Consider the following 24,464-nt stretch of genomic DNA (forward strand, 5'->3'; position numbering starts at 1 on the left):
TCTTTGCGTTAGAGGAATAGGTCATGCGTTACATCAGTACCCGCGGCCAGGCACCGGCCCTGAATTTTGAAGACGTGTTGCTGGCAGGTCTCGCCAGCGATGGCGGCCTGTACGTGCCTGAGAACCTGCCACGCTTCACCCAGGAAGAGATCGCTTCCTGGGCTGGTCTGCCGTACCACGAACTGGCATTCCGAGTGATGCGCCCGTTCGTCACCGGCAGCATTGCCGATGCCGATTTCAAGAAGATTCTCGAAGAAACCTACGGTGAGTTCGCCCACGCAGCCGTTGCTCCGCTGCGTCAGCTGAACAGCAACGAGTGGGTGCTTGAACTCTTCCACGGCCCGACCCTGGCATTCAAGGATTTCGCCCTGCAACTGCTGGGTCGCCTGCTTGACCACGTTCTGGTCAAGCGCGGCGAGCGCGTGGTGATTATCGGCGCTACCAGCGGCGACACCGGCTCGGCCGCTATCGAGGGTTGCCGTCGTTGCGACAACGTCGATATCTTCATCCTGCACCCGCACCAGCGTGTTTCCGAGGTTCAGCGCCGCCAGATGACAACCATCTTCGGTGAGAACATCCACAACATCGCCATCGAAGGTAACTTCGATGACTGCCAGGAAATGGTCAAGGCCAGCTTCGCTGACCAGGGCTTCCTCAAGGGCACGCGCCTGGTGGCAGTGAACTCGATCAACTGGGCGCGGATCATGGCCCAGATCGTCTACTACTTCCACGCTGCCCTGCAGTTGGGTGGCCCGGCGCGTTCGGTTGCCTTCTCGGTGCCAACCGGTAACTTCGGTGACATCTTCGCTGGCTACCTGGCACGTAACATGGGCCTGCCGATCAGCCAACTGATCGTCGCGACCAACCGCAACGACATCCTGCACCGCTTCATGAGCGGTAATCAGTACGTCAAGGAAACCCTGCACGCGACCCTGTCGCCGTCGATGGACATCATGGTCTCGTCGAACTTCGAGCGTCTGCTGTTCGACCTGCATGGGCGTAACGGTGCGGCCATCGCTGAGTTGATGGACAACTTCAAGCAGGGCGGCGGTTTCAGCGTCGAGCAGGATCGCTGGACCGAAGCACGCAAGCTGTTCGACTCGTTGGCGGTCGACGACGCGCAAACCTGCGAGACCATCGCTGACGTCTTTGCCCAGACCGGTGAAGTGCTCGACCCGCACACCGCTATCGGCGTCAAAGCCGCTCGTGAGTGCCGTCGTAGCCTGGACACTCCGATGGTGGTGCTGGGCACAGCGCACCCGGTCAAGTTCCCGGAAGCGGTCGAGAAGGCGGGTGTTGGCAAGGCACTTGAGCTGCCGGCTCACCTGGCCGATCTGTTCAGCCGTGAAGAGAAATGCACGGTGTTGGCGAATGACCTGAAGGCTGTACAAGCTTTCGTCAGCCAGCATGGCAATCGCGGCAAGCCGCTGTAATCGGCTGATCCGAGAAGAGAAAAACCCGTCATTTGACGGGTTTTTTTTCGCTCGCGTTTATGGTGAGTTGATTGTGGACTTATCCCGGCAGTGTTTCGGAATTGTCCTATGGGATGTCTGTGAGGGGTTTTCTAGAGTGTACCCGCGTGTTCGACCGATCACGCCTGCAACAGGAAAACCGCCATGCAAACCCTTAATGTACTGGTGCTTCAAGAGCAGCCCTTTCAGCTGATGGCATTGCATCAAATGCTCAACGCCAATGGGGTGTTCAACGTGCTCACCGCTGACACCCTGGCATCAGCCATGGACGTACTGACGCGTTGCAAGCAGGTCGACCTGTTGATCTGTGATGACGCCATGTCTGAGCAGGCGAGTGAGGCATTGCTGGCGTACCTGCTCGATCACTCGGGCGTCAGGGCGCTGCTCGTTGTCGGTGAGGTAGATCCTACGTCACCCAACAGCCTCTGCAGCAGGGCGCGCGCGCAAGGGGTATGGGTGTTGGGTGGCCTGCCATGGCCTGTTACGGTGCCGGCGCTGGACCAGCAGTTGCGTCGCTACCGTGAAGGGTATTCATGTGCCAGCGCACGGCCCCAGTCGCTCATGTCGACTCAAGGCGTCTGCGCCGCAGCGTCTGCTGCCCGCTGATCGAAAAAGTGCCGGGCGTCATTCAGGTAGCTGTCGCGCAGCTCCGGATCCAGCCAGCGGGCGTAGGCTGTTGGCATCAGGTCCTGACGCAGTGACTGCAGCAACTGATCAATGTGCTTGATGGCCTCGTTACCTTGCGGGGTATCTGAACAGCCGACGTGGGTGAACTGATAGCGTGGGAGGCCTTTGAGCGGGTATACCGTCAGGTGGTCCGCGTTCAGTTGCTGCTCTTTGCTCAGGTAGCGGATTTCCGGCAGGTAGCCCAGTAACAGGTGCAGGCGCCCTAGATGCTGCATCTGCAGCAGGTTGGTCACGGCATCGTTGCCATAGTGTCGGCTCAGGGTCTCCTGAGGCGCGGCTTTCAACATGTCATCGATGACCGGGCCGTAGCTGCGTTCGGCGACGATGCCGAGTTTGAGCAAGCGACTGGCAAGCAGCGCTTCCAGGTCGACCTTGCCATCCTTGAGAAACGGCGTGATCAGCGAGGCGTCCTGTTTGCGCACCACCAGGCCGTTACTCAATGCGCCGAGGTTCGGGATTGAATAAGTCACATAGCGGTCGCGTTCAGGTGTCCAGATCAACGTCGGATCGCAGGTGAAGCTCGGCGCTTGCAGCATTTGCAGGGCACGTGCGCGGTTCACCCTGACGATACTGTGATCGTATTCGGGCATATTGGCGATCAGCTCTTTGAGTAACAGGTCGACCACACCCTGGCCTTTCTGCGGGCCTTCAAAGATTGTCAGTGGCGGAAGGTCGCGCAGCAGCCAAGTCAGCGTTTCCTTGGCCGAGGCGGAAGTCGGCAGGGCAATGCCGAGCAATATGCCCAGCACAGCGCCGAGCATGCTCCGTTTGCGCGCCCTGTTCAGACCGCGCCCTGCTCGCGCAGGCGGGCGACCGCCTGTGGGTCATAGCCCAGGTCCTTCAGCAGGGCATCGGTATGGGCGCCCAGCTCGGGCCCCACCCAATCGCTTGAGCCGGGCGTTTCGGACAGTTTGGGCACGATGCCAGGCATCTTGAAGGGCTTGCCATCGGGCAGCCTGGCCTGGAGGAACATCTCGCGAGCGAGGAATTGAGGGTCGCTGAACATGTCTTCGGCAGAGTAGATGCGGCTGGCAGGCACTTGTGCGTCGTTCAGCGTCTGCATCAGGGCGTCCAGTGGCAGGCTCTGGGCCCAGCGGTCGATCACCCCATAGAGTTCGTCACGGCGCAGGTCGCGGCCATCGTTGCTGGCCAGTGCCGGATCGTCGGCCAGGTCGTCGCGCCCAATCGCGTGCATGAAGCGCTTGAAGATCGCATCGCCATTGGCGCCGATCTGCACGTGCTTGCCGTCGGCACTGGTATGGATCGATGACGGTGTGATGCCGGGCATGATGTTGCCGGTGCGTTCACGAATGAAACCGAACACGTCGAACTCCGGGACCATGCTTTCCATCATGGCAAAGATGGCTTCATACAGCGCAACGTCGACCACTTGGCCCTGGCCGCCATTGACTTCGCGATGACGCAGGGCCATCAGTGCGCCAATCACACCCCACAAGGCGGCGATGGAGTCGCCGATGGAGATGCCGGTGCGTACAGGCGGGCGGTCCTCGAAACCGGTGATGTAGCGCAGCCCGCCCATGGACTCGCCGACGGCACCGAAGCCGGGTTGGTCTTTCATCGGGCCGGTCTGACCGAAGCCGGAAAGCCGCACCATGACCAGTTTCGGGTTTAGTGCATGCAGGGTGTCCCAGCCCAGCCCGAGCTTTTCCAGTACGCCGGGGCGGAAGTTCTCGATCAGGATGTCTGCGTCGCTGAGCAACTGCTTGAGGATGCCCAGGCCTTCGGGGTGTTTCAGGTTCAGTGTCAGCGACTTCTTGTTGCGTGCCTGCACGAACCACCACAGCGAAGTTCCTTCATACAGCTTGCGCCATTTGCGTAACGGGTCGCCGCCATCCGGGGACTCGACCTTGATCACCTCGGCGCCGAACTCGGCGCAGATACGCGAGGCAAAGGGGCCAGCGATCAGGGTGCCAAGTTCGATGACTTTCAAGCCGGCGAGTGGTTTGCTGGGCGTAGACATTAGGCATCCGTTGCAACTGGGCAGAGCACTGTTTTTATCACAGCTGTGCGACGACAGATACTGCTCTGGCGCAGGTTTGTAAGGGACTGGGTGTCGAGATCGGTTAGACTGGGCGACTTTCTTTTTTCGCAAGAAGCCCGTTCATGGCCCAGCCGTCCACTACCTACAAGTTTGAACTGAATCTTACTGACCTCGATCGCGGTGTGTATGAAAGCGTCAAGCAGACCATCGCCCGCCATCCTTCGGAAACCGAAGAGCGCATGGCCGTACGCCTGCTGGCTTATGCCTTCTGGTACAACGAGCAGTTGGCGTTCGGCCGAGGCTTGTCGGACGTCGACGAGCCGGCACTCTGGGAAAAGAGCCTGGATGATCGCGTCCTGCACTGGATTGAAGTTGGTCAGCCAGATGCCGATCGCCTGACCTGGTGCTCGCGACGCACAGAGCGCACCAGCCTGTTGGCCTATGGCAGCTTGCGTGTCTGGCAAACCAAGGTCGTCGATGCGGTCAAGGGTCTGAAGAACGTCAACATCGCAGCGGTGCCCCAGGACGTGTTGGAGACGCTGGCCACGGACATGCCTCGTGCAATCAAGTGGGACGTGATGATCAGTGAAGGGACCATTTTCGTCACCGATGATCGCGGTCAGCATGAAGTTCAGTTGGAGTGGCTGCTCGGCGAGCGCGTCTGAGCCCACCCTTCGTTTTCCCGAATGCCAGAGAAGCCCTTGTAGCCCCATGCGTATCGAACCGCGGCCCTTGCCGACCACGTTGCCTTTCCTTGGCGATCTGCCACCCCTGTTGACCCGTTTGTACGCTGCGCGTGGCGTGCAGTCCGAGGCCGAGCTGGATAAAAGCCTGGCGCGCCTGTTGCCTTACCAGCAGATGAAGGGCATTGATGCGGCGGTCGACCTGCTGGTCGAGGCCCTGGAGCAGCGCCAGCGTATTCTGATTGTCGGTGACTTCGATGCCGACGGCGCGACCGCCAGCACGGTGGGCATACTCGGTTTGCGTTTGCTGGGGGCTGCCCACGTCGATTACCTGGTGCCCAACCGTTTCGAGTTCGGTTACGGCCTGACCCCGGAAATCGTTGCAGTAGCCCTGGAGCGTCAGCCTCAGTTGCTGATTACCGTGGACAACGGCATCTCCAGTGTCGAGGGCGTGGCGGCAGCCAAGGCCGCCGGGCTCAAGGTACTGGTGACCGATCACCATTTGCCCGGCAACGAACTGCCGGCAGCGGATGCCATCGTCAACCCGAACCAGCCGGGCTGCACCTTCCCGAGCAAGGCATTGGCCGGGGTGGGGGTGATCTTCTATGTGCTGATGGCGCTGCGGGCGCGGCTGCGCAGCCTCGGGCATTACGCCAACCGGCCGCAGCCGAACATCGGCGAACTGCTTGATCTGGTGGCCCTGGGCAGCGTCGCTGACGTTGTGCCGCTGGATGCGAACAACCGCATTCTGGTGCATCAGGGCCTGGAGCGCATCCGCGCCGGGCGGGCCCGGCCTGGGCTCAAGGCCATTCTGGAAGTGGCCCGACGTGACCATCGGCGTATTACCTCGACTGACCTTGGGTTCATTCTCGGGCCACGGCTCAATGCGGCCGGGCGTCTGGATGACATGAGCCTGGGCATTGAATGCCTGCTCAGCGAGGATGCGGGCCAGGCGCAGGAAATGGCGACCCAACTCGACGAGTTGAACCAGGACCGCAAATCCATCGAGCAGGGCATGCAGCGTGAGGCGCTGGCCCAGCTCAAGGACTTGCCACTGGAGTCGATGCCGTTCGGCCTGTGCCTGTTCGAGCCCGACTGGCACCAAGGCGTCATCGGTATTCTCGCCTCGCGACTGAAGGAGCGTTACCACCGCCCGACCATCGCCTTTGCCGATGCCGGGGAGGGCATGCTCAAGGGCTCGGCCCGCTCGGTGCCGGGGTTCCATATCCGCGATGCACTGGACGCGGTAGCTGCTCGTCATCCACAGTTGATCAGCAAGTTCGGCGGCCACGCGATGGCGGCCGGTCTGTCATTACCGGCAGAACACTTTCCGGCGTTCGCTCAGGCCTTTGATGAGGAAGTGCGTCGGCAATTGCGTGAAGACGACCTGACCGGTCGGTTGTTGTCCGACGGCAGCCTTTCGGCGGAGGAGTTTCACCTGGAGCTGGCGCGGGCGTTGCGTCATGCCGGCCCATGGGGGCAACACTTCCCTGAACCGCTGTTTCACGGGGTGTTTCAACTGGTCGAGCAGCGGGTGGTGGGGGAGCGCCACCTGAAAGTGGTGCTCAAGAGTGAGTGTGGCTCGGTCAAGCTCGACGGTATTGCCTTTGGCATTGATCGGGATATCTGGCCCAACCCTACCGTGCGTTGGGTGGAACTGGCCTACAAACTCGACCTCAACGAGTTCCGAGGGCAGGAAACCGTGCAATTGATGATCGTCCATATGGAGCCGCGCTGATTGCAGGGAGCAAAGTGGTCTAGGCTCTAAAAAGGGTTGATCGGGTCGAAGAGCCTGCGGGGAAGATTCTGTGGTCGGCCGATCAATGCCTCTGGAGCCTTACCACTTAATTTGAGAGGTGCCCCATGAGCTTGCTGCTTGAGCCCTACACCCTGCGCCAACTGACCCTGCCCAACCGAATCGCCGTATCACCCATGTGCCAGTATTCGGCCGCGGATGGGCTGGCCAATGACTGGCATCTTGTACATCTGGGGAGCCGCGCGGTCGGCGGTGCCGGGTTGGTCTTTACTGAAGCGACTGCGATCACCGCCGAAGGCCGGATCACCGCTCAGGACCTTGGCCTGTGGAACGATGCACAGATCGGCCCATTGCAACGTATTACCCGGTTCATAACGGCCCAAGGCGCGGTACCCGGCATTCAGCTGGCGCATGCCGGACGTAAGGCCAGTACCCATCGGCCCTGGCTTGGCAAGCGTGGCAGCGTCAAACCCGAAGACGGTGGCTGGGTACCGGTGGGGCCGTCGAAAATTGCCTTCGACCCTGAGCACACCGCCCCCAGTGAATTGAGCGTGGCGCAGATTCACGAGGTGATTCAGGCCTTCGTCAGTGCGGCCAAGCGTGCGTTGACGGCCGGCTTCAAAGTGGTCGAGGTGCATGCCGCCCATGGTTATCTACTGCACCAGTTCCTGTCGCCCTTGAGCAATCAGCGCCGTGATGAGTACGGCAGCAGCTTTGAAAACCGAATTCGCTTGACGCTGCAGGTCACCGAAGCTGTCCGTGAGGTCTGGCCCCGTGATCTGCCCGTATTCGTAAGGGTGTCGGCCACTGATTGGGTCGAGGATGGCTGGAACCCGGATGAAACCGTCGAATTGGCCAGACGCTTGAAAGCCCTGGGGGTCGATTTGATTGATGTGTCCTCCGGCGGGACCTCCGTACATGCCGAAATCCCGATCGGGCCAGGCTACCAGACCCGATTCGCCGAGCGGGTACGCAAGGAGTCGGAAATCGCTACAGGCACAGTGGGCATGATCACCGAGCCGGCTCAGGCCGAACATATCCTGCGCACCGGTCAGGCCGACATTATCCTGCTGGCCCGAGAGCTGCTGCGCGATCCTTATTGGCCGCTGCATGCCGATGATGACCTGGGCGGCAACAAGGCGGTCTGGCCTGCTCAATACCAGCGCGCCACCAGCCGCGAGCAGCCGATTCACGAGTCAGATTTGCGCGATTGAAGGCGAGCCTTCATCGTCGATGCTCTGGAAAACATCGCAGGCAAGCCCGCTGCTGCCATTTGGGCTTGCCTGCGATTGGGCGATCAGTGCTTGAACATCACATGGCGAATGCAGGTGTAGTCCTCTAGCCCGTACATCGACATGTCCTTGCCGTACCCGGACAGCTTTTGCCCGCCGTGCGGCATTTCACTGACCAGCATGAAGTGGGTGTTCACCCAGGTGCAGCCGTACTGAAGGCGTGCCGAGATACGGTGTGCACGGCCCACGTCGGCGGTCCAGAGTGAGGAGGCCAGGCCGTAGTCGGAGTCGTTGGCCCAGGCCACTACTTGTGTTTCATCCTCGAACCGGGTCACGGAAACCACTGGGCCAAACACTTCACGGCGGACGATTTCATCGTCCTGCTGGGCGTCGGCCAGTACGGTTGGCTCGAAGAAGAAACCATGGCCAGGCACTGATTTGCCGCCCGTGATCAGACGGATATGTGGCTGGGCAATCGCGCGCTCGACGAAGCCGGCAACGCGTTCACGGTGCTGGGCGGTGATCAATGGGCCGAGTTCGGTACTGGGGTCGCCTTGCTTGCCGTACTTGATGGTGGACACCGCCTTGCCGAGTTTCTCGACAAAACGTTCATAGATACCGCTCTGGGCGTAGATGCGGCAGGCGGCAGTGCAGTCCTGGCCTGCGTTGTAGAAGCCGAACGTGCGGATGCCTTCGACGGCGGCATCGATGTCAGCGTCGTCAAAGATGATGACCGGTGCCTTGCCGCCCAGTTCCATGTGCATGCGTTTCACGCTGTCGGACGTGCTGGAAATGATGTTGGCGCCGGTGGCAATGGAGCCGGTCAGCGAGACCATGCGCACTTTCGGGTGAGTCACCAGCGGCGTGCCGACACTCGGGCCACGGCCAAACAGGATGTTGAGGACCCCTGCCGGAAAGATCGGGGCGGCCAGTTCGGCCAGGCGCAGGGCCGTCAGAGGGGTCTGCTCCGAGGGCTTGAGCACCACGGTATTGCCGGCGGCCAGCGCGGGGGCGATCTTCCAGGCGACCATCATCAGCGGGTAGTTCCACGGAGCGATGGAGGCAACAACACCGATCGGGTCGCGACGGATCATCGAGGTATGCCCCGGCAAATACTCGCCCGCCGCCGAGCCGCTCAGGCAACGGCTGGCACCGGCGAAGAAGCGGAACACATCAGCAATGGCCGGGATCTCGTCATTCAGGGCCGCGTGGTACGGTTTGCCGCAGTTGTCCGACTCCAGTTTTGCCAGCTCGCCACCATGCGCTTCGATGGCATCGGCCAGTTGCAGCAACAGGTGTGAGCGGTCTTTCGGCGTCGTCTGCGACCAGCTTTCAAAGGCCAGGTCTGCCGCGCGGACGGCGCTGTCGACCTGCGCTTCGCTGGCTTCATTGATTTCTACCAGCACGCTGCCCTGTGCCGGGTTGATCACTGGGTAGGCGCTACCTTCGCCGGCAACCAGTTGGCCGTTGATCAGCAGTTTGGTTTGCATGTTCGAGTCCTCCAGGAGTTATTTGCCGCTGCCGGCAACGCTTTCGCCGCCGCGGGTCAGGTAGTAGGCGCCAAGGATCGGCAGCATGGTCACCAGCATCACCAGCATTGCAACGACGTTAGTGACAGGTACATCGCGTGGCCGGCTGAGCTGATTGAGCAGCCAGATCGGCAGGGTGCGCTCATGGCCGGCGGTAAAGGTGGTGACGATGATTTCATCGAACGACAGGGCAAAGGCCAGCATCCCGCCAGCCAACAGGGCTGAACCCAGGTTGGGCAGAACGATGAAGCGGAAGGTCTGCCAGCCATCGGCACCCAGGTCCATGGACGCCTCGATCAGGCTTTGCGAGGTTCGGCGCAGGCGAGCGATGACGTTGTTGTAGACGATCACCACGCAGAAGGTGGCGTGGCCAACCACGATGGTGAAAATGCCCGGTTCGATGCCCAGGCGCTTGAACGCGGAGAGCAGGGCTATACCGGTGATGATGCCAGGCAGGGCAATCGGCAGGATCAGCATCAGCGAGATGCTTTCCTTGCCAAAGAAACTGCGCCGGTACAGGGCCGCCGAGGCCAGGGTTCCCAGTACCAGGGCAATCAGGGTGGCCATGCAGGCGACCTGCAACGAGAGCTTGATCGACTCCAGCACGTCGGGGCGCGAGAACGCCACGCTGATCCACTTCAGGGTGAAGCCCTTAGGTGGAAAACTGAAGGCGGCGTCTTCAGTGTTGAAGGCGTAGAGGAAGATGATCAGGATCGGGAAGTGCAGGAACACTAGCCCGCCCCAGGCGGCCAGGCGCAGGCCCAGGGACGCTTTTTCAGAGTGCATCGAAGGCCCCCAGTCGTTTGACGATGGACAAGTAGATGGCAATCAGCACGATTGGCACCAGGGTAAAGGCTGCGGCCATCGGCATGTTGCCGATAGCGCCTTGCTGGGCATACACCATGCTGCCAATGAAGTAGCCGGGCGGGCCGACCAGTTGCGGCACGATGAAATCGCCCAGGGTCAGCGAGAAGGTGAAGATCGAACCGGCGGCAATGCCCGGTATCGACAGCGGCAGGATGACCTGCATGAAGGTTTGCCGGGGTTTGGCGCCCAAGTTCCGCCGAGGCTTGCAGCAATGAGGGCGGCAGGCGTTCCAGCGATGCCTGGATCGGCAGGATCATGAACGGTAGCCAGATGTAGACAAACACCAGAAAACGGCCCAGGTGCGAGGTCGACAGGGTGCTGCCGCCAACGCCCGGAATACCGAGGATGACATGCAGTACCGGCTCCAGATTCAGTTGCTGAATGAACCACTGGGCAACCCCGCCCTTGGCCAGCAGCAGGGTCCAGGCATAGGCCTTGACGATGTAGCTGGCCCACATGGGCATCATCACGGCAATGTAGAAAAAGGCCTTGGTCTTGCCACTGGTATAGCGCGCCATGTAGTAGGCAATCGGGAATGCCACCACTGCACTGGCCAAGGAGACCGCGACGGCCATACCCAGGGTGCGCAGGATGATGTCGAAGTTTGACGGGTTGAACAGGGCGGTGAAGTTCGCCAGGGTCAGCTCGGGGGTGACCGCCATGGTGAAGTCGTCGAAGGTGTAGAACCCTTGCCAGAGCAACGTCAGCAGTGAACCCAGGTAAATCGCTCCGAACCAGATCAGTGGCGGCACCAGCAGCAAGGCCAGGTACAGGTTCGGCCGTCGGTAGAGCAGGTTGGAGAAGCGTCGCAGCGCAGGCTCGTGTTGTGCGGGCGCCTGTTTATCCAGGGTCAGGCTCATCTTACTGGCCCTCGTGCAACGCGGTTTCCTGCAGGGCGGTCATGGCCTCGCGGGCCCAGCGCGCGGTCAGGCGTTGGCCAGGCTGAAAGACCGGCGACTGGGCTTGCCACTGGTTATTGGCCTGGCTTACCGCCAGGGTCTGGCCGCTGTCCAGCGTCAGTTCGTAGCGGGTGGCGCTGCCCTGATACTGAATGTCATGAAGCAGCCCGCTGACCTGCACCTCATGGCTGGCCAAGGGGCCTTCGCCGAAGCGGATATGTTCCGGGCGAATGGAGAACGGCAGGTTGCTGCCATTGAGCTGTTGGGCCAGCTCGCCACGGACCACGTTGGAGGTGCCGACGAACTCGGCGACGAACGTGGTGGCCGGCTGCATGTAAAGATTGCGCGGGGTATCGACCTGTTCGATGCGCCCTCGGTTGAATACGGCTACGCGATCAGACATCGACAGTGCTTCGGTCTGATCGTGGGTGACGAAGATGAAGGTAATGCCTAACTGACGCTGGAGCTTCTTCAGCTCACTCTGCATCTGCTCGCGCAGCTTCAGGTCGAGGGCGCCCAAGGGTTCGTCGAGCAACAGTACGCGCGGCCGGTTGACCAGGGCGCGGGCCAGGGCCACACGCTGGCGTTGACCACCGGACAGTTGCGCCGGTTTGCGCGCGCCGTAGCCCCCCAGCGCGACCATGGCCAAGGCTTCTTCGGCGGCGGCGTGGCGTTCGTTTTTTGAGACGCCTTTGACCTTCAGGCCGTAGGCGACGTTATCGAGAACGTTCATGTGCGGGAACAGGGCATAGTCCTGAAACACCGTGTTGACGTCACGCTGATAGGGCGGCAGGCCGGCAGCCTCCACGCCGTGTATGCGAATCGAGCCGGCACTGGGTTGTTCGAAACCGGCGATCAGTCGCAAGCAGGTCGTCTTGCCTGAGCCGGACGGGCCCAGCATGGAGAAGAACTCGCCGTCCTGAATATCAATGGAAACCCGGTCTACGGCCTTCACTTCGCCGAACAGACGGGAAACGTGGGTGAACTGGACTGCAAGCGTCATGGTGCGGTGCTCCGGATAGGCGTAAGGGCGCGCAGCGCGCCCAAAGCCTGGACTGCTGAAATCGATGTAAGGTGTCTCTCAAGGCTTTGACCTTGCCGGTGCAGGGTTATTACTGCACCGGCAAGGTCGGCACTTGAAGCTGTCAGCGACCGCCCATGATCGCGATGTAGTCTTGAGTCCAGCGGCTGTAAGGCACGAACTTGCCACCTTCGGCCTGTGGGGTCTTCCAGAAGGCGATCTTGTCGAACTGGTCGAAACCGTTGGTTGCACAGCCTTCTACGCCCAGCAGTTCACTGGCCTTGCAGGCTGCAGGGACGGCGGGCAGCGAGCCGAACCAGGCCGCTACATCGCCCTGGACCTTCGGTTGCAATGACCAGTCCATCCACTTGTACGCGCAGTTGGGGTGCTTGGCTTCGGCATGCAGCATGGTGGTGTCCGCCCAGCCCGTGGCGCCTTCCTTGGGAATGGTCGAGGACACAGGCTGTTTCTCGGCTTTCAGGCCGTTGACCATGTAGCCCCACGAGCTGGAGGCAACCACACCTTCGTTTTTCACATCGCTCATCTGGACGGTTGCGTCATGCCAATAGCGGTGAATCAGCGGTTGCTGCTGACGCAGCAGGTCAAGCACGGCCTTGTACTGGGTTTCGGTGAGTTCATAGGGGTTCTGAATACCCAGTTCCGGTTTGGCCGATTTCAGGTAGAGCGCCGCGTCGGCAATGTAGATGGGGCCGTCGTAGGCCTGGACCCGGCCCTTGTTGGGTTTGCCGTCTGGCAGGTTCTGTGGCTCGAACACCACGCTCCAACTGGTCGGGGCCTGCTTGAACACATTGGTGTTGTACATCAGCACGTTCGGGCCCCATTGGTACGGGGTGCCATAGACTTGCTTGTTGACCACATACCATGCGCCATCTTTCAGGCGCGGATCGAGGTTCTTCCAGTTGGGGATCAGTGCGGTATTGATAGGCTGTACGCGTTTGCCAACGATCAGGCGCAGGGAGGCATCGCCCGATGCGGTGACCAGGTCGTAACCGCCTTTGGCCATCAGGCTGACCATCTCGTCGGAGGTCGCGGCGGTTTTCACGCTGACCTTGCACCCGGTCTCTTTCTCGAAACCGGTTACCCAGTCGTAGTTCTTGTCACTTTCGCCGCGTTCGATGTAGCCGGGCCAAGCGACGATATCCAGTTGGCCTTCACCCGCACCAACAGCCTTGAGTGGTTCGGCCGCTTGCAGGCTGGCACTGGCCAGCAGCGCGGTAGTCAAGGAACTGAGCACTGCAGTCTTGTTCACGAACATGGTTATCCCTCTTCTTTAAATTATGGTCGGGGCAGTAGTGAAGGCGTTATCTGATCTACTTCTTATAAGCGTAGTGCGGTTCTGCGGGTCTAACCCCATGGTTCGCCCTGGCGGGCCATGATGTGCCGGACCACGCTGTAGTCCTGCAGCGAGTCGCTGGACAGGTCCTTGCCGTACCCGGAGCGCTTGAGCCCGCCGTGAGGCATTTCGCTGACCAGCATGAAATGGCTGTTGATCCAGGTGCAGCCATACTGCAGCCGAGCCGCAACCTGCAGGGCCTTATCCAGGTTCTGCGTCCATACCGATGAGGCCAGGCCGTATTCGGAGTCGTTGGCCCAGTCCACGGCCTGGGACAGTTCGTCGAAGCGGGTTACGGTCACCACTGGGCCGAATACCTCACGCTGGACAATTTCGTCGGTCTGTTTGCAGCCGGCCAGCAGGGTCGGCTGGTAATAGAAACCTGGCCCGGAATGCACTGCAGCCCCAGTGATGCGCTCAATGTGGGGCTGGCTCAGGGCGCGCTCGACGAAGCTTGCGACCCGGTCCCGCTGGCGGATACTGATCAGTGGGCCGATCTCGTTGTCGGCATCGCGCTTGCCGGCAAAGCGTACGCTGGAAACGGCGCTGCCGAGCTCGCTGACCAACCGATCATGGATACCGGCTTGAGCATAGATGCGACAGGCCGCGGTACAGTCCTGGCCGGCGTTGTAGTAACCGTAGGTGCGTACAGCCTCGACGACGGCCTTGAGGTCGGCATCGTTGCAGACGATCACCGGTGCCTTGCCGCCCAGTTCCAGGTGCGTGCGCTTCAGGGTTTTGGCCGCGCTCTGGAGGATTTTCTGGCCGGTGACGATATCGCCGGTCAACGACACCATGCGTACCGCCGGGTGGCTGACCAAGTGGCTGCCAACCCCTTCGCCACCGCCACAGACAATATTCAGTACCCCGCGTGGCAGGCGTTCTGCCAGCGCCGGGGCCAGTGCCAGGATCGACAGTGGTGTGTGCTCGGAAGGTTTGAACACCACGGTGTTGCCGGCGGCCAGCGCAGGCGCGATCTTCCAGGCGGCCATCATGATCGGGTAGTTCCATGGCGCAATCGAGGCGACCACACCGAGTGGATCACGGCGCACCATGCTGGTGTAGCCGGGCAGGTACTCACCGGCCAGTTGACCGGTCTGGCAGCGCACGGCCCCGGCGAAGAACCGGAACACGTCGATGGCGGCCGTCAGGTCGTCCTGGCGTGCCAGATGCAGGGGTTTTCCGCAGTTCAAGGCGTCAAGGCGCGCCAGCAGGTCTGCCTGCGCTTCGATGGCATCGGCAATCGAGAGCAGGGCGCTGGAACGTTGCTGTGGCGTTGTGCGGGCCCAGCCAGCAAATGCGCGTTGAGCCGCCTGAATGGCCTGCTCGACCTGCTCGGTGCTGGCGTCGGCAACCTGGGTCAGCACCTCGCCGGTCGCAGGATTGATGATTGCTTCGGCCCGACCGTGACCGGCCACCTGTTCGCCGTCAATCAGCAGATGGGTGAGCAGTGGGGGCGTGCCAGCCATAGTGCGAGTTCTCTTTTGTTCTGTCGGTGCCAAGTGCTTCGTCGGGAAGCCTGGGGCCTTGCGTGCTCGTCACAGAGAGACTAGTGGCCATGAGCTAGGTCTACAAATTCTAAATACTGAAGGCTGCGTTCGATTAAATAGATGGCTTGCGCCCGGAGGGTTGTTCGCGGGCCACGGTGAGAAAGGGGTCGACCAAGGCCGGCCTTGCCGTGCCTCGGCGCCAGGCCAGACCGACGTCGAGGGTCTGGTTGAGGTCTGCCAGGGGGCGGGCCTCGATAATGTCGCCCTCCAGCGACCAGGGGCGGTAGGTCATGTCCGGTTGTATCGAAACCCCCAGGCCGGCCGCGACCAGGCTGCGCACCGCTTCGGTGGAGGCGGTGCGAAGGCTGATGTTGGCCTGCAGGCCGGCACCCGCCCAGATGCGCTGGGCATTACGCTCCATTTCATCGACGTTGAGCTGGATCAGCGGTTCGCGGGCAACGTCGGCCAGGCTGATGCTGTCGTGTTCGAGCAGAGGGTGACGCGCGGGCAGCCAGAGCCTGTGGGGGGAGTGGGTAAGGACTTCAGTCTGCAGGGCCAGGCGGTCTTCAAGGTTGGACAGGATCAGTACCCCGACATCAATTTCACCGTTGACCAATAGGTGCTCGATGTAGGGGCGTTCATCCTCGGTCACGCGGATATCGACATTCGGGTAGGCCCGCTGGAAGCGCGTCAGCAGGTCGGCCAGGTAGTAACCGGCGACCAGGCTGGTTACGCCAATGGTCAGCTGTCCGGCAACCTGATCGGTACTCTGCTGCAGGCTGCGCTTGGCATTGTCGACCGTGGCGAGGATCAGGTGGGCCTGACGCAGGAACTGATGGCCCTGATGGGTCAGGGTCATTCCCTTGGCGTGCCGACTGAACAGGCTGACGCCGATGTCCTGCTCCAATTGCTGGATCGCCAGGGTCAGGGTTGATTGGGAAATGAACGCGGTTTGAGCGGCGGCGGAAATGGATCCGGTCTCAGCGACGGCGATGAAATGGCGGATCTGGCGCAAGGTCATCATGGCGTTGGCTTTTATGAGTTTTTATGGGATTTGTGAGTCTATATCGTTTTTATCAATAGGCGTGTTTTGCCTCGGGTGCAACATCCAGAAGCAAATACACCGGTATGCAAGAAAGCTGATCGGCTTAATCTGGACGGCAGTTTTTCGTCCCTCTCTTGGAGGTTGTGAATGGATACCCGTGGCTTGCTCGACCAACTACTCAAATCCGGCAAGGACCTGTTGCAGAACCAGGCTGGCAATGTGACTGCCGCAAAGGCAACCAAGAGCGGCGGGCTTGGCAGCTTGCTCTCGGGCGCCGGAGGCGGCGCGCTGGCTGCCGGAGCCATGGGTTTGTTGCTGGGTAACAAGAAGGCGCGCAAGTATGGTGGCAAGGCTTTGACCTATGGCGGTTTGGCCGCCCTGGGTGTGCTGGCCTACAAGGCGTATGGCAACTGGCAGGCCAGTCAGGCCTCGGCACCGAAGGGCGAACCGCAGACCCTTGATCGCTTGCCTCCTGCACAGGTCGAACAGCACAGCCAGGCGATCCTCAAGGCGCTAGTGGCGGCAGCCAAGGCCGATGGGCATGTCGATGAGCGCGAACGTGCACTGATCGAAGGTGAGTTCGTCAAACTGACGCCGGATCAGGCATTACGCCACTGGTTGCATGCCGAGCTGAACAAACCCCTGGATCCGGCGGATGTTGCCCGTGCAGCCAGTACGCCGGAAATGGCCGCTGAAATGTACATCGCCAGTGTCATGCTGGTGGATGAAGAGCATTTCATGGAGCGCGCCTACCTCGATGAACTGGCCAGGCAACTGGGGCTCGACCCGGCATTGAAGCAGGCACTGGAGGCACAGGTTCGCGAGGCCTGAGGTCAAAAAGTATGGGCTGATTGCCACTATTTATGACTTTCAGCCAGTTCAATGCGCTATGTCAGCCGCAAAAGCGACGAGTGGCGGGCTATAATCCGCCCATTTTTCCGCTCGCGTAGAACACTTGAGGGCTGACTGTGAATAATTGGACATTGCGCCAACGGATCCTGGCGAGCTTCGCCGTGATCATCGCCATCATGTCGCTGATGGTGGTTGCTGCCTACTCACGGCTGGTGACGATCGAGTCCGGTGAGGAGGATGTGCGTGCCAACAGCATCCCGGGTGTCTACTACAGTTCGATGATTCGTGGCGCCTGGGTCGATAGCTACGTGACCACCCAGCAGTTGGTTGGGTTGAGTGACAACCGTGAAATCACCAGTGCTGACATGGCGCTCTACAAAAGCTTCGACGAGCGCGTGAAGCAACACATGGCCAGCTACCAGGCAACCATTGAGGACGCTGAGGAAAAAAACAATTTCGAGGAATTCGCGCGCCTTGAACAAGCGTACCGGGCTACCCTCGACAAAGTGCTTGATGCCTATCGCGGCAAAAACTACCCAGAGGCACGGCGTCTGTTGGAGCAGGAGCTGACGCCTGCCTGGATGAATGGCCGTAAAAACCTGACTGCAGTGATCGAGCGTAGCCGTCATATGGCCGAAGATGCGACGTCGTCGATCGTCAGCGCCGTGTCTACCGCCAAGGTCAGCATGATCATTTCGTTGTTGATGGCGATTGTGGCAGCCACCGTCTGCGGTCTGGTGCTGATGCGTGCGATCAGTACGCCTATGCAACTGATTGTTCGCGCTTTGGATGGGCTGCGCAGTGGTGACCTCAGTGTGCGTCTGGACCTGCACCGCAAGGATGAGTTCGGTGCAGTGGAAACCGGTTTCAACGACATGATGGTCGAGTTGACCAATCTGGTATCCCAGGCCCAGCGTTCTTCGGTGCAGGTGACCACCTCGGTGACTGAAATTGCCGCCACCTCCAAGCAGCAGCAAGCTACGGCGACTGAAACTGCAGCGACGACCACTGAAATTGGTGCTACGTCGCGGGAAATCGCCGCCACCTCGCGCGACCTGGTGCGCACCATGACCGAGGTGACCAGCGCTGCCGATCAGGCCTCCATCCTGGCCGGTTCCGGGCAGCAGGGCCTGGCACGCATGGAAGAGACCATGCTTCAGGTCATGGGGGCTGCGGACCTGGTGAACAACAAACTGTCGATCCTCAATGAGAAGGCCGGCAATATCAACCAGGTGGTCGTGACCATCGTCAAGGTGGCCGACCAGACCAACCTGCTGTCGCTCAATGCAGCGATTGAGGCTGAGAAGGCGGGCGAGTATGGTCGCGGCTTTTCGGTGGTGGCTACGGAAGTGCGCCGTCTGGCCGATCAGACCGCCGTGGCGACCTACGATATCGAGCAGATGGTGCGGGAGATTCAGTCGGCGGTTTCGGCAGGGGTCATGGGCATGGACAAGTTCTCCGAGGAAGTCCGCCGCGGCATGTTTGAGGTGCAGCAGGTCGGCGAGCAGCTCTCCCAGATCATTCAGCAGGTTCAAGCCCTTGCACCGCGTGTATTGATGGTCAATGAAGGCATGCAGGCCCAGGCCACAGGCGCCGAGCAGATCAATCATGCGTTGGTTCAGTTGGGCGATGCCAGCAGCCAGACAGTGGAGTCGCTGCGTCAGGCCAGCTTTGCCATCGACGAGCTGAGCCAGGTCGCGAGTGGCCTGCGTGGCGGCGTTTCACGGTTCAAAGTCTGACACGCCGATGAACGACCTCCCGGCACACGGCAGCGCGGATGCGACCAACAAGGGCAGACTCTTCCTGTTGTTTCGCATTGGTGATCAGCGTTTTGCCCTCGACACCCATGAAGTGGTTGAGGTGTTGCCACGTTTGCCACTCAAGCCTATTGCCCAGGCGCCACATTGGGTGGCCGGGGTGCTGGCCCACCGGGGCGCTCTGGTGCCGGTGATTGATGTTGGCGCGTTGAGCTTTGGCCAACCGGCACCTGTGCGTACCAGTACCCGACTGGTACTGGTGCATTACCGTGTCGATCCCGAACGACCAGATTTGTTGCTGGGGCTGATTCTGGAGCAGGCCAGCAACACCTTGCGCTGTGATCCTGATGAATTTCGCCCCTATGGCCTGGATAACAGCCAGGCGCCTTACCTGGGGCCGGTGCGCGAAGATGCGCAAGGCCTGCTGCAGTGGATTGGGGTTCAGGCGCTGTTGAGCGATGAGGTGCGCCAGTTGCTGTTTCCGGCCTTAGCCGATGCGGGCCAGGAGCAGCAGACATGAGCAGCCAGCAACGTTTCTTTCGCTTTCTTCAGGAACGTATTGGCCTGGATGTCGCCTCGGTGGGTGAGCCAATGGTCGAGCGCGCCTTGCATCAGCGCTGCGCTGCGGTTTCGGCACGTGATCTGGACGACTATTGGCTGCAAATGCAGCAGTCGAGCCAAGAGCAGCAGGCGCTGATCGAGGCGGTCATTGTCCCTGAAACCTGGTTCTTTCGTTACCCGGAGTCGTTCGCGGCGTTGGCCAGCCTGGCCCTCAAGCGACTGGCCGTGATCGCGGGTAGCAGGCCATTGCGTATTCTCAGCCTGCCGTGTTCGACCGGCGAAGAGCCCTACTCGATTGCCATGGCCTTGCTGGATGCTGGCGTCCCTGCTCAAGCGTTTCGTGTGGATGGTATCGACATCAGTGGCGGCTCTATAGCCCGTGCGAAACAGGCTGTGTATGGCCGAAACTCGTTTCGTGGTCAGCAGCAGCACTTTCGCCAGACGCATTTCAGTGAGTGTGCCGAGGGGCATCGACTGGATGAACGCGTGCAGCAACAGGTCAACTTGCAGGTTGGTAATGTCCTGGACCCGATGCTGCGCACGCGTGAAGGGACGTACGATTTCGTCTTCTGTCGCAATTTGCTGATCTATTTTGACGTGCCCACTCAGCAACGGGTCTTTGAAGTGCTGAAGGGCCTGACCCACGAAGAAGGGGTCTTGTTCATTGGCCCGGCCGAGGGCAGCCTGCTGGCGCGCCTGGGTATGCGTCCCTTGGGTATTCCCCAATCATTTGCCTATGTCCGTCAGACGCCGGTGGAACTGCCGGCGGAGCTGCCGGTCAGCAAGCCTGTGCCGGTATTGAAACCGGCACCAGTGGTTGTACCCCGCCCGGTGCTGGAACCTGCGCGACGGCCATTTACCGCGCCTCAGCTCAAGCCGCAACCACAGCCACAGGCCAGCACTGAGACCGCTGTGCAATTGCTGGCACAGATTGCCCAGTTGGCCAATAGCGGCAGCAGTGCGCAAGCACGTGCCGTGTGCGAGCGTTACTTGCGCGAGCATGAGCCTTGCGCCCAGGTGTTCTATTGGCTGGGGCTGCTTGCCGATACAGCCGGTGACAGTGCTGACGCTGTGCGGTACTACCGCAAGGCCCTGTATCTGGAGCCGCAGCACCCTGAGGCGCTGGTTCATCTGGCCGCCTTGTTGGCCTCTCAGGGTGACCTGGTCGGTGCGCGTCGATTGCAGGAGCGAGCGGGACGCTTGGAACGGGAGTCTGAACGATGAACGAGCACAAGGCATGGAGTGTGATTGCCAGCGACCAGCCGAGTATCGACGACTGCTGGAATCGCATCGGTGTTCACGGCGACAAGCAGTGCGCGTTGTTGGTCGAGCATGTTCATTGTCGTAACTGCGCTGTTTATGCGGCTGCGGCAACCCTTTTGCTTGACCGTTATGCCCTGTCTCAGGATGCGCATCAGCAAGCGGAGAGTGTCCAGAACATTGGCCCTACACGGTCCTTGCTGTTGTTTCGATTAGGCGATGAGTGGCTGGCCTTGGCGTCGCGCTGCCTGGTGGAAGTCGCGCCGCTGCAATCGGTGCACTCCTTGCCGCATCAGCGTTCCCGGGTACTGCAGGGGGTTGCCAATGTGCGGGGGGCGCTGGTGCCATGCCTGTCGTTGGGGTACCTGCTTGGGCTTGAGGGGGGCGCGTCAACCTCGACGGTGTCGCGTGTGGTACCACGGATGTTGATTCTGGCCGCCGAAGGTGGCTCTGTCGTGGCACCAGTTGATGAAGTAGAGGGCATTCATGCCCTTGAGCTGTCCCGGCTGACTCAGGACAGCCCGCCCGAAGAGCGCTTTACCGAGGCTGTTTTGCAATGGCGTGGGCGCACGGTGCGGGTGCTGGATGAAAAACAATTGCTGTCTGCCGTGAGCCGGAGCCTGTCATGACCCCAGAGCAAATGCGTGATGCGTCGTTGCTCGAACTGTTCAGCCTTGAGGCCGAAGCGCAGACCCAGGTGCTGAGCGCCGGGTTGTTGGCCTTGGAGCGCAATCCGCGGCAGGCGGATCAACTGGAAGCCTGTATGCGTGCGGCGCACTCGCTCAAGGGCGCAGCGCGCATTGTCGGGGTTGACGCCGGGGTCAGCGTTGCCCACGTCATGGAAGATTGCCTGGTTGGTGCGCAGGAGGGGCGGTTGTTTCTGCGCCCGGAACATATCGACGCCCTGCTGCAGGGCACGGACCTGTTGATGCGCATCGCCACCCCTGGCGATGTTTCGATTGATGCGGCGATCCAGGCGTTTCTGGTGCAGATGGCGGTGCTGCTGGATCCGGCGGCGACTGCTGCGGTCGTTCCCGAGCCGCCCATCCCCAGCGCCCCAGTTGTCAGCCCGCCGGCACTCCTGTCCAGCGCGCCCGAGCACCTGTCGATGCCCGAGCCTGCGCCATTGGCGCCGCCAGACGAGCCCGTTGTTGCCGTGCCGGTCAGCGGGCGCCGTGGCAAGCGCAGCAGTGAGGGCTCGGAGCGCGTGTTGCGGGTGACCGCCGAGCGTTTGAACAGCCTGCTGGACCTCTCGAGCAAGTCGTTGGTCGAGACGCAGCGGCTCAAGCCTTACCTGGCCACCTTGCAGCGGCTCAAGCGCATGCAGAACCAGAGCATTCGAGCCCTTGATGGCCTGAAGCATCAATTGGAAGCAAGCGGTCAGAGCGCTGAAGTGCAGGAAGCGCTGGCGTTGGCACAGCGTCTGTTGGGTGAAACGCAACAGATCCTTCTGCAACAGGCCGCCGACCTTGACGAGTTTGGCTGGCAGGCCAGCCAGCGCGCGCAACTGCTTTACGATACCGCGCTGGCCTGCCGGATGCGTCCCTTCGCCGATGTCCTGACGGGACAGAGCCGCATGGTGCGCGACCTCGGTCGCTCGCTGAACAAGCAGGTGCGGCTGGAAATCGAAGGCGAAAAAACGCAGGTCGACCGCGATGTGCTTGAGCGGCTCGAAGCGCCTTTGACGCACCTGTTGCGCAACGCCGTTGATCACGGCATTGAAACGCCTGAGCAGCGGCTATTGGCGGGTAAGCCCCTGGAGGGACGAATTCGTCTTCGCGCCTCGCATCAGGCGGGATTGTTGGTGTTGGAACTGCGCGATGACGGTGCCGGGGTTGATCTGGAGCACTTACGTCACGCCATTGTCGAGCGCCAGTTGTCCCCTGCGGAAACCGTGGCGCAGATGAGTGAGTCCGAACTGCTCACCTTCCTGTTCCTGCCCGGTTTCAGTTTGCGCGATACCGTGACTGAAGTCTCCGGCCGTGGTGTTGGGCTTGACGCTGTGCAGCACATGGTCCGCCAACTGCGTGGGTCAATCGAGTTGACCCAGGTCAGTGGTCAGGGCAGCTGTTTCCACCTTGAAGTTCCACTGACTTTGTCAGTGGTGCGCAGCCTGGTCGTTGAGGTGGGGGGAGAGGCCTATGCCTTCCCGCTGGCCCATATTGAACGCACGCTGGAGTTGCCGGCTGAGGCGGTCGTGCAGATCGACGGGCGTCAGCACTTCTGGCATGAAGGCCGGCATATCGGCCTGGTCGCGGCTAGCCAGCTATTGAACAGGCCGACTAGCGCCTCTGATGGGCAAGGCATCAAGGTGGTGGTGATCCGTGAGCGCGAGACACTCTATGGGGTTGCGGTCGAGCGCCTGATCGGTGAGCGGGTGCTGGTGGTGATGCCGCTCGACGCCCGTTTGGGCAAGGTCCAGGATATTTCTGCCGGTGCGTTGCTGGATGACGGTTCGGTGGTCCTGATCATTGATGTGGAGGACTTGCTGCGCTCGGTTGAAAAGCTGCTCAGTACCGGTAGCCTGGAGCGCATTGAGCGTGGTCGGGGCGTTGCCAGCAACAGCGTACGCAAGCGCATTCTGGTGGTCGATGACTCGCTGACCGTGCGTGAGCTGCAGCGCAAGCTGCTGAGCAATTGCGGTTATGACGTCGCGGTAGCGGTTGATGGCATGGATGGCTGGAATGCCCTGCGCAGCGAAGACTTTGATTTGCTCATCACCGATATCGACATGCCGCGCATGGACGGTATCGAACTGGTTACCCTGCTGCGTCGTGACAATCGATTGCAGTCGCTGCCGGTGATGGTGGTCTCCTATAAGGACCGTGAAGAGGATCGCCGACGTGGACTTGATGCCGGTGCCGACTACTATTTGGCGAAGGCCAGTTTTCACGATGATGCCTTGATCGATGCCGTGGTGGAACTGATCGGGGGAGCACAGGGATGAGAGTCGCCATTGTCAACGATATGCCCTTGGCGGTTGAGGCCTTGCGCCGAGCCTTGGCGTTTGAGCCCGCGCACCAGGTGGTCTGGGTCGCGAGCAACGGTGCCGAGGCGGTGCAGCGTTGCACCGAGTTGCTCCCGGACCTGATCCTGATGGACCTGATCATGCCGGTGATGGATGGTGTTGAGGCTACCCGGCGGATTATGGCCGAAACACCCTGCGCCATCGTCATCGTCACGGTCGACCGTAAACAGAATGTGCACCGGGTCTTTGAGGCCATGGGGCATGGCGCCCTGGATGTGGTCGATACGCCCGCCTTGGGCGGCGGTGACCCCAGAGAGGGCGCGGCCCCGCTGTTGCGCAAGATCCTCAACATCAGTTGGTTGATCGGCCAGCGCAATGCCGCGCTGCAGCCGTTGAACACACACTTGCGGGATGCGGCGCAGCGTCAGAGGCTGGTTGCCATTGGCTCTTCGGCGGGTGGTCCGGCCGCACTCGAAGTGTTGCTAAAGGGCCTGCCGCGCAACTTTTCCGCCGCGATCGTTCTGGTCCAGCACGTCGATCAGGTGTTTGCCGCCGGCATGGCCGACTGGCTGGCGAGTGCTTCTGGCTTGAACGTACGCCTGGCACTTGAGGGCGAGCCGCCGCAGCCCGGCCAGGTGTTGCTGGCGGGAACCAATCACCACATTCGGTTATTGAGCAATGGCACCCTTGGTTATACCGCTGAACCGGTGAATGAAATCTATCGTCCCTCGATCGATGTGTTTTTCGAGAGCGTGGCACGGTTCTGGCGTGGTGATGCGGTCGGTGTGTTGCTTACCGGTATGGGCCGTGATGGTGCCCAGGGGTTGAAGTTGATGCGCCAGCAGGGGTTTCTGACGATCGCCCAGGATCAGCAAAGTAGCGCCGTTTACGGTATGCCCAAGGCTGCTGCGGCCATTGATGCAGCGGTGGAGGTTCGTTCGCTGGAACGCATTGCCCCCCGACTGCTGGAAATTTTTTCAAAATGACAATATCTATTGAAGCGGGCCGTTTGGCCGGCAGAGGCCAGGT

The 24,464-nt window shown here is 60.9% G+C and carries 20 protein-coding genes and 1 pseudogene; 12 read left to right on the forward strand and 9 right to left on the reverse strand.

The features are described from left to right. Window positions 1-23: 23 nt before the first annotated feature. Both thrC and ACZ9H3_RS20455 read left to right on the forward strand, forming a co-directional pair. Window positions 24-1,433, forward strand: a complete 1,410-nt coding sequence (thrC, locus tag ACZ9H3_RS20450; protein ID WP_065759957.1) for a threonine synthase — start codon at window positions 24-26, stop codon at window positions 1,431-1,433. A gap of 183 nt (window positions 1,434-1,616) precedes the next feature. Then, on the forward strand, window positions 1,617-2,078 hold the full coding sequence (locus ACZ9H3_RS20455; RefSeq protein WP_476222264.1) for a response regulator: 462 nt from the start codon (window positions 1,617-1,619) through the stop codon (window positions 2,076-2,078). Here ACZ9H3_RS20455 and ACZ9H3_RS20460 read toward each other — a convergent pair. Both ACZ9H3_RS20460 and ACZ9H3_RS20465 read right to left on the reverse strand, forming a co-directional pair. Next, window positions 2,042-2,920, reverse strand: a complete 879-nt coding sequence (locus ACZ9H3_RS20460) for a TIGR02285 family protein (RefSeq protein ID WP_476222266.1) — start codon at window positions 2,918-2,920, stop codon at window positions 2,042-2,044. The genes ACZ9H3_RS20455 and ACZ9H3_RS20460 overlap by 37 nt on opposite strands. A gap of 20 nt (window positions 2,921-2,940) precedes the next feature. Beyond that, the gene (locus tag ACZ9H3_RS20465) at window positions 2,941-4,140 is read right to left on the reverse strand and encodes a CaiB/BaiF CoA transferase family protein (protein WP_476222268.1); all 1,200 of its coding nucleotides are present in this window, start codon (window positions 4,138-4,140) and stop codon (window positions 2,941-2,943) included. 143 nt (window positions 4,141-4,283) lie between these two features. Here ACZ9H3_RS20465 and ACZ9H3_RS20470 point away from each other — a divergent pair, with 143 nt between their 5' ends. The 3 genes from ACZ9H3_RS20470 (at window position 4,284) to ACZ9H3_RS20480 (ending at window position 7,814) form a co-directional block, all read left to right on the forward strand. Further along, window positions 4,284-4,826: a YaeQ family protein gene (locus tag ACZ9H3_RS20470; RefSeq protein ID WP_065759953.1), complete on the forward strand. Its 543-nt coding sequence runs from the start codon at window positions 4,284-4,286 to the stop codon at window positions 4,824-4,826. A gap of 46 nt (window positions 4,827-4,872) precedes the next feature. Then, on the forward strand, window positions 4,873-6,582 hold the full coding sequence (gene recJ / locus ACZ9H3_RS20475) for a single-stranded-DNA-specific exonuclease RecJ (protein WP_454240848.1): 1,710 nt from the start codon (window positions 4,873-4,875) through the stop codon (window positions 6,580-6,582). A gap of 125 nt (window positions 6,583-6,707) precedes the next feature. Further along, window positions 6,708-7,814 carry an NADH:flavin oxidoreductase/NADH oxidase gene (locus ACZ9H3_RS20480; protein WP_454240849.1) on the forward strand — a complete coding sequence of 369 codons (1,107 nt, stop codon included), beginning with the start codon at window positions 6,708-6,710 and terminating at the stop codon, window positions 7,812-7,814. An 83-nt stretch (window positions 7,815-7,897) separates the two neighbouring features. On the opposite strand, the gene ACZ9H3_RS20485 is transcribed toward ACZ9H3_RS20480, so the two are convergent. The 7 genes and pseudogenes from ACZ9H3_RS20485 to ACZ9H3_RS20515 all read right to left on the reverse strand — a co-directional run bounded on the left by ACZ9H3_RS20485 (window position 7,898) and on the right by ACZ9H3_RS20515 (window position 16,016). Beyond that, complete coding sequence (locus ACZ9H3_RS20485; RefSeq protein ID WP_454240850.1) at window positions 7,898-9,322, reverse strand: gamma-aminobutyraldehyde dehydrogenase; 1,425 nt, start codon at window positions 9,320-9,322, stop codon at window positions 7,898-7,900. Between the two features lie 18 nt (window positions 9,323-9,340). After that, a complete protein-coding gene (locus ACZ9H3_RS20490; protein ID WP_454240851.1) occupies window positions 9,341-10,147 on the reverse strand; it encodes an ABC transporter permease in 807 nt (268 codons plus the stop codon). After that, window positions 10,137-11,088, reverse strand: a pseudogene (locus ACZ9H3_RS20495) (ABC transporter permease). The gene ACZ9H3_RS20490 and the pseudogene ACZ9H3_RS20495 overlap by 11 nt, the downstream one beginning before the upstream one ends. A gap of 1 nt (window position 11,089) precedes the next feature. Then, the gene (locus ACZ9H3_RS20500; protein ID WP_454240853.1) at window positions 11,090-12,130 is read right to left on the reverse strand and encodes an ABC transporter ATP-binding protein; all 1,041 of its coding nucleotides are present in this window, start codon (window positions 12,128-12,130) and stop codon (window positions 11,090-11,092) included. 142 nt (window positions 12,131-12,272) lie between these two features. After that, window positions 12,273-13,424 (reverse strand): putative ABC transporter substrate-binding protein YdcS, encoded by a 1,152-nt coding sequence (gene ydcS / locus ACZ9H3_RS20505; protein WP_476222272.1) that lies wholly within the window; start codon window positions 13,422-13,424, stop codon window positions 12,273-12,275. Window positions 13,425-13,513: 89 nt separating this feature from the next. Further along, complete coding sequence (locus ACZ9H3_RS20510; RefSeq protein WP_476222274.1) at window positions 13,514-14,971, reverse strand: gamma-aminobutyraldehyde dehydrogenase; 1,458 nt, start codon at window positions 14,969-14,971, stop codon at window positions 13,514-13,516. Window positions 14,972-15,104: 133 nt separating this feature from the next. Then, the gene (locus tag ACZ9H3_RS20515; protein WP_065759944.1) at window positions 15,105-16,016 is read right to left on the reverse strand and encodes a LysR family transcriptional regulator; all 912 of its coding nucleotides are present in this window, start codon (window positions 16,014-16,016) and stop codon (window positions 15,105-15,107) included. A 168-nt stretch (window positions 16,017-16,184) separates the two neighbouring features. On the opposite strand from ACZ9H3_RS20515, the gene ACZ9H3_RS20520 reads away from it, so the two are divergent. From ACZ9H3_RS20520 to cheB, 7 genes are all read left to right on the forward strand, one after another. Continuing rightward, window positions 16,185-16,868: a tellurite resistance TerB family protein gene (locus ACZ9H3_RS20520; protein ID WP_065759943.1), complete on the forward strand. Its 684-nt coding sequence runs from the start codon at window positions 16,185-16,187 to the stop codon at window positions 16,866-16,868. 137 nt (window positions 16,869-17,005) lie between these two features. Beyond that, entirely contained in the window at window positions 17,006-18,628 is a 1,623-nt protein-coding gene (locus tag ACZ9H3_RS20525; RefSeq protein WP_476222276.1) for a methyl-accepting chemotaxis protein, read from the forward strand. 7 nt (window positions 18,629-18,635) lie between these two features. Continuing rightward, window positions 18,636-19,166 (forward strand): chemotaxis protein CheW, encoded by a 531-nt coding sequence (locus tag ACZ9H3_RS20530; RefSeq protein WP_476222278.1) that lies wholly within the window; start codon window positions 18,636-18,638, stop codon window positions 19,164-19,166. Continuing rightward, the gene (locus tag ACZ9H3_RS20535) at window positions 19,163-20,431 is read left to right on the forward strand and encodes a CheR family methyltransferase (RefSeq protein ID WP_476222280.1); all 1,269 of its coding nucleotides are present in this window, start codon (window positions 19,163-19,165) and stop codon (window positions 20,429-20,431) included. The genes ACZ9H3_RS20530 and ACZ9H3_RS20535 overlap by 4 nt, the downstream gene beginning before the upstream one ends. Then, window positions 20,428-21,096: a chemotaxis protein CheW gene (locus ACZ9H3_RS20540; protein ID WP_102052894.1), complete on the forward strand. Its 669-nt coding sequence runs from the start codon at window positions 20,428-20,430 to the stop codon at window positions 21,094-21,096. Before ACZ9H3_RS20535 ends, ACZ9H3_RS20540 begins: the two co-directional genes overlap by 4 nt. Continuing rightward, entirely contained in the window at window positions 21,093-23,414 is a 2,322-nt protein-coding gene (locus ACZ9H3_RS20545; RefSeq protein ID WP_476222282.1) for a response regulator, read from the forward strand. Before ACZ9H3_RS20540 ends, ACZ9H3_RS20545 begins: the two co-directional genes overlap by 4 nt. Further along, window positions 23,411-24,421, forward strand: coding sequence for a chemotaxis-specific protein-glutamate methyltransferase CheB (cheB, locus tag ACZ9H3_RS20550; protein ID WP_476222284.1), 1,011 nt, complete (start codon window positions 23,411-23,413; stop codon window positions 24,419-24,421). The genes ACZ9H3_RS20545 and cheB overlap by 4 nt, the downstream gene beginning before the upstream one ends. Window positions 24,422-24,464: the final 43 nt, after the last annotated feature.

It is taken from the genome of Pseudomonas sp. TE3910 (genome assembly GCF_056279025.1).

Excerpts from the sequence above, each read along its gene's own strand:
- ACZ9H3_RS20470 (WP_065759953.1), top strand. The coding sequence starts at position 4,284 with ATGGCCCAGCCGTCCACTACCTACAAGTTTGAACTGAATCTTACTGAC.
- ydcS (WP_476222272.1), bottom strand. The coding sequence starts at position 13,424 with ATGTTCGTGAACAAGACTGCAGTGCTCAGTTCCTTGACTACCGCGCTG.
- ACZ9H3_RS20530 (WP_476222278.1), top strand. The coding sequence starts at position 18,636 with ATGAACGACCTCCCGGCACACGGCAGCGCGGATGCGACCAACAAGGGC.
- ACZ9H3_RS20515 (WP_065759944.1), bottom strand. The coding sequence starts at position 16,016 with ATGATGACCTTGCGCCAGATCCGCCATTTCATCGCCGTCGCTGAGACC.
- ACZ9H3_RS20540 (WP_102052894.1), top strand. The coding sequence starts at position 20,428 with ATGAACGAGCACAAGGCATGGAGTGTGATTGCCAGCGACCAGCCGAGT.
- ACZ9H3_RS20500 (WP_454240853.1), bottom strand. The coding sequence starts at position 12,130 with ATGACGCTTGCAGTCCAGTTCACCCACGTTTCCCGTCTGTTCGGCGAA.
- ACZ9H3_RS20490 (WP_454240851.1), bottom strand. The coding sequence starts at position 10,147 with ATGCACTCTGAAAAAGCGTCCCTGGGCCTGCGCCTGGCCGCCTGGGGC.
- ACZ9H3_RS20480 (WP_454240849.1), top strand. The coding sequence starts at position 6,708 with ATGAGCTTGCTGCTTGAGCCCTACACCCTGCGCCAACTGACCCTGCCC.
- thrC (WP_065759957.1), top strand. The coding sequence starts at position 24 with ATGCGTTACATCAGTACCCGCGGCCAGGCACCGGCCCTGAATTTTGAA.
- cheB (WP_476222284.1), top strand. The coding sequence starts at position 23,411 with ATGAGAGTCGCCATTGTCAACGATATGCCCTTGGCGGTTGAGGCCTTG.
- ACZ9H3_RS20510 (WP_476222274.1), bottom strand. The coding sequence starts at position 14,971 with ATGGCTGGCACGCCCCCACTGCTCACCCATCTGCTGATTGACGGCGAA.
- ACZ9H3_RS20535 (WP_476222280.1), top strand. The coding sequence starts at position 19,163 with ATGAGCAGCCAGCAACGTTTCTTTCGCTTTCTTCAGGAACGTATTGGC.
- ACZ9H3_RS20455 (WP_476222264.1), top strand. The coding sequence starts at position 1,617 with ATGCAAACCCTTAATGTACTGGTGCTTCAAGAGCAGCCCTTTCAGCTG.
- recJ (WP_454240848.1), top strand. The coding sequence starts at position 4,873 with ATGCGTATCGAACCGCGGCCCTTGCCGACCACGTTGCCTTTCCTTGGC.
- ACZ9H3_RS20520 (WP_065759943.1), top strand. The coding sequence starts at position 16,185 with ATGGATACCCGTGGCTTGCTCGACCAACTACTCAAATCCGGCAAGGAC.
- ACZ9H3_RS20460 (WP_476222266.1), bottom strand. The coding sequence starts at position 2,920 with ATGCTCGGCGCTGTGCTGGGCATATTGCTCGGCATTGCCCTGCCGACT.
- ACZ9H3_RS20545 (WP_476222282.1), top strand. The coding sequence starts at position 21,093 with ATGACCCCAGAGCAAATGCGTGATGCGTCGTTGCTCGAACTGTTCAGC.
- ACZ9H3_RS20485 (WP_454240850.1), bottom strand. The coding sequence starts at position 9,322 with ATGCAAACCAAACTGCTGATCAACGGCCAACTGGTTGCCGGCGAAGGT.
- ACZ9H3_RS20465 (WP_476222268.1), bottom strand. The coding sequence starts at position 4,140 with ATGTCTACGCCCAGCAAACCACTCGCCGGCTTGAAAGTCATCGAACTT.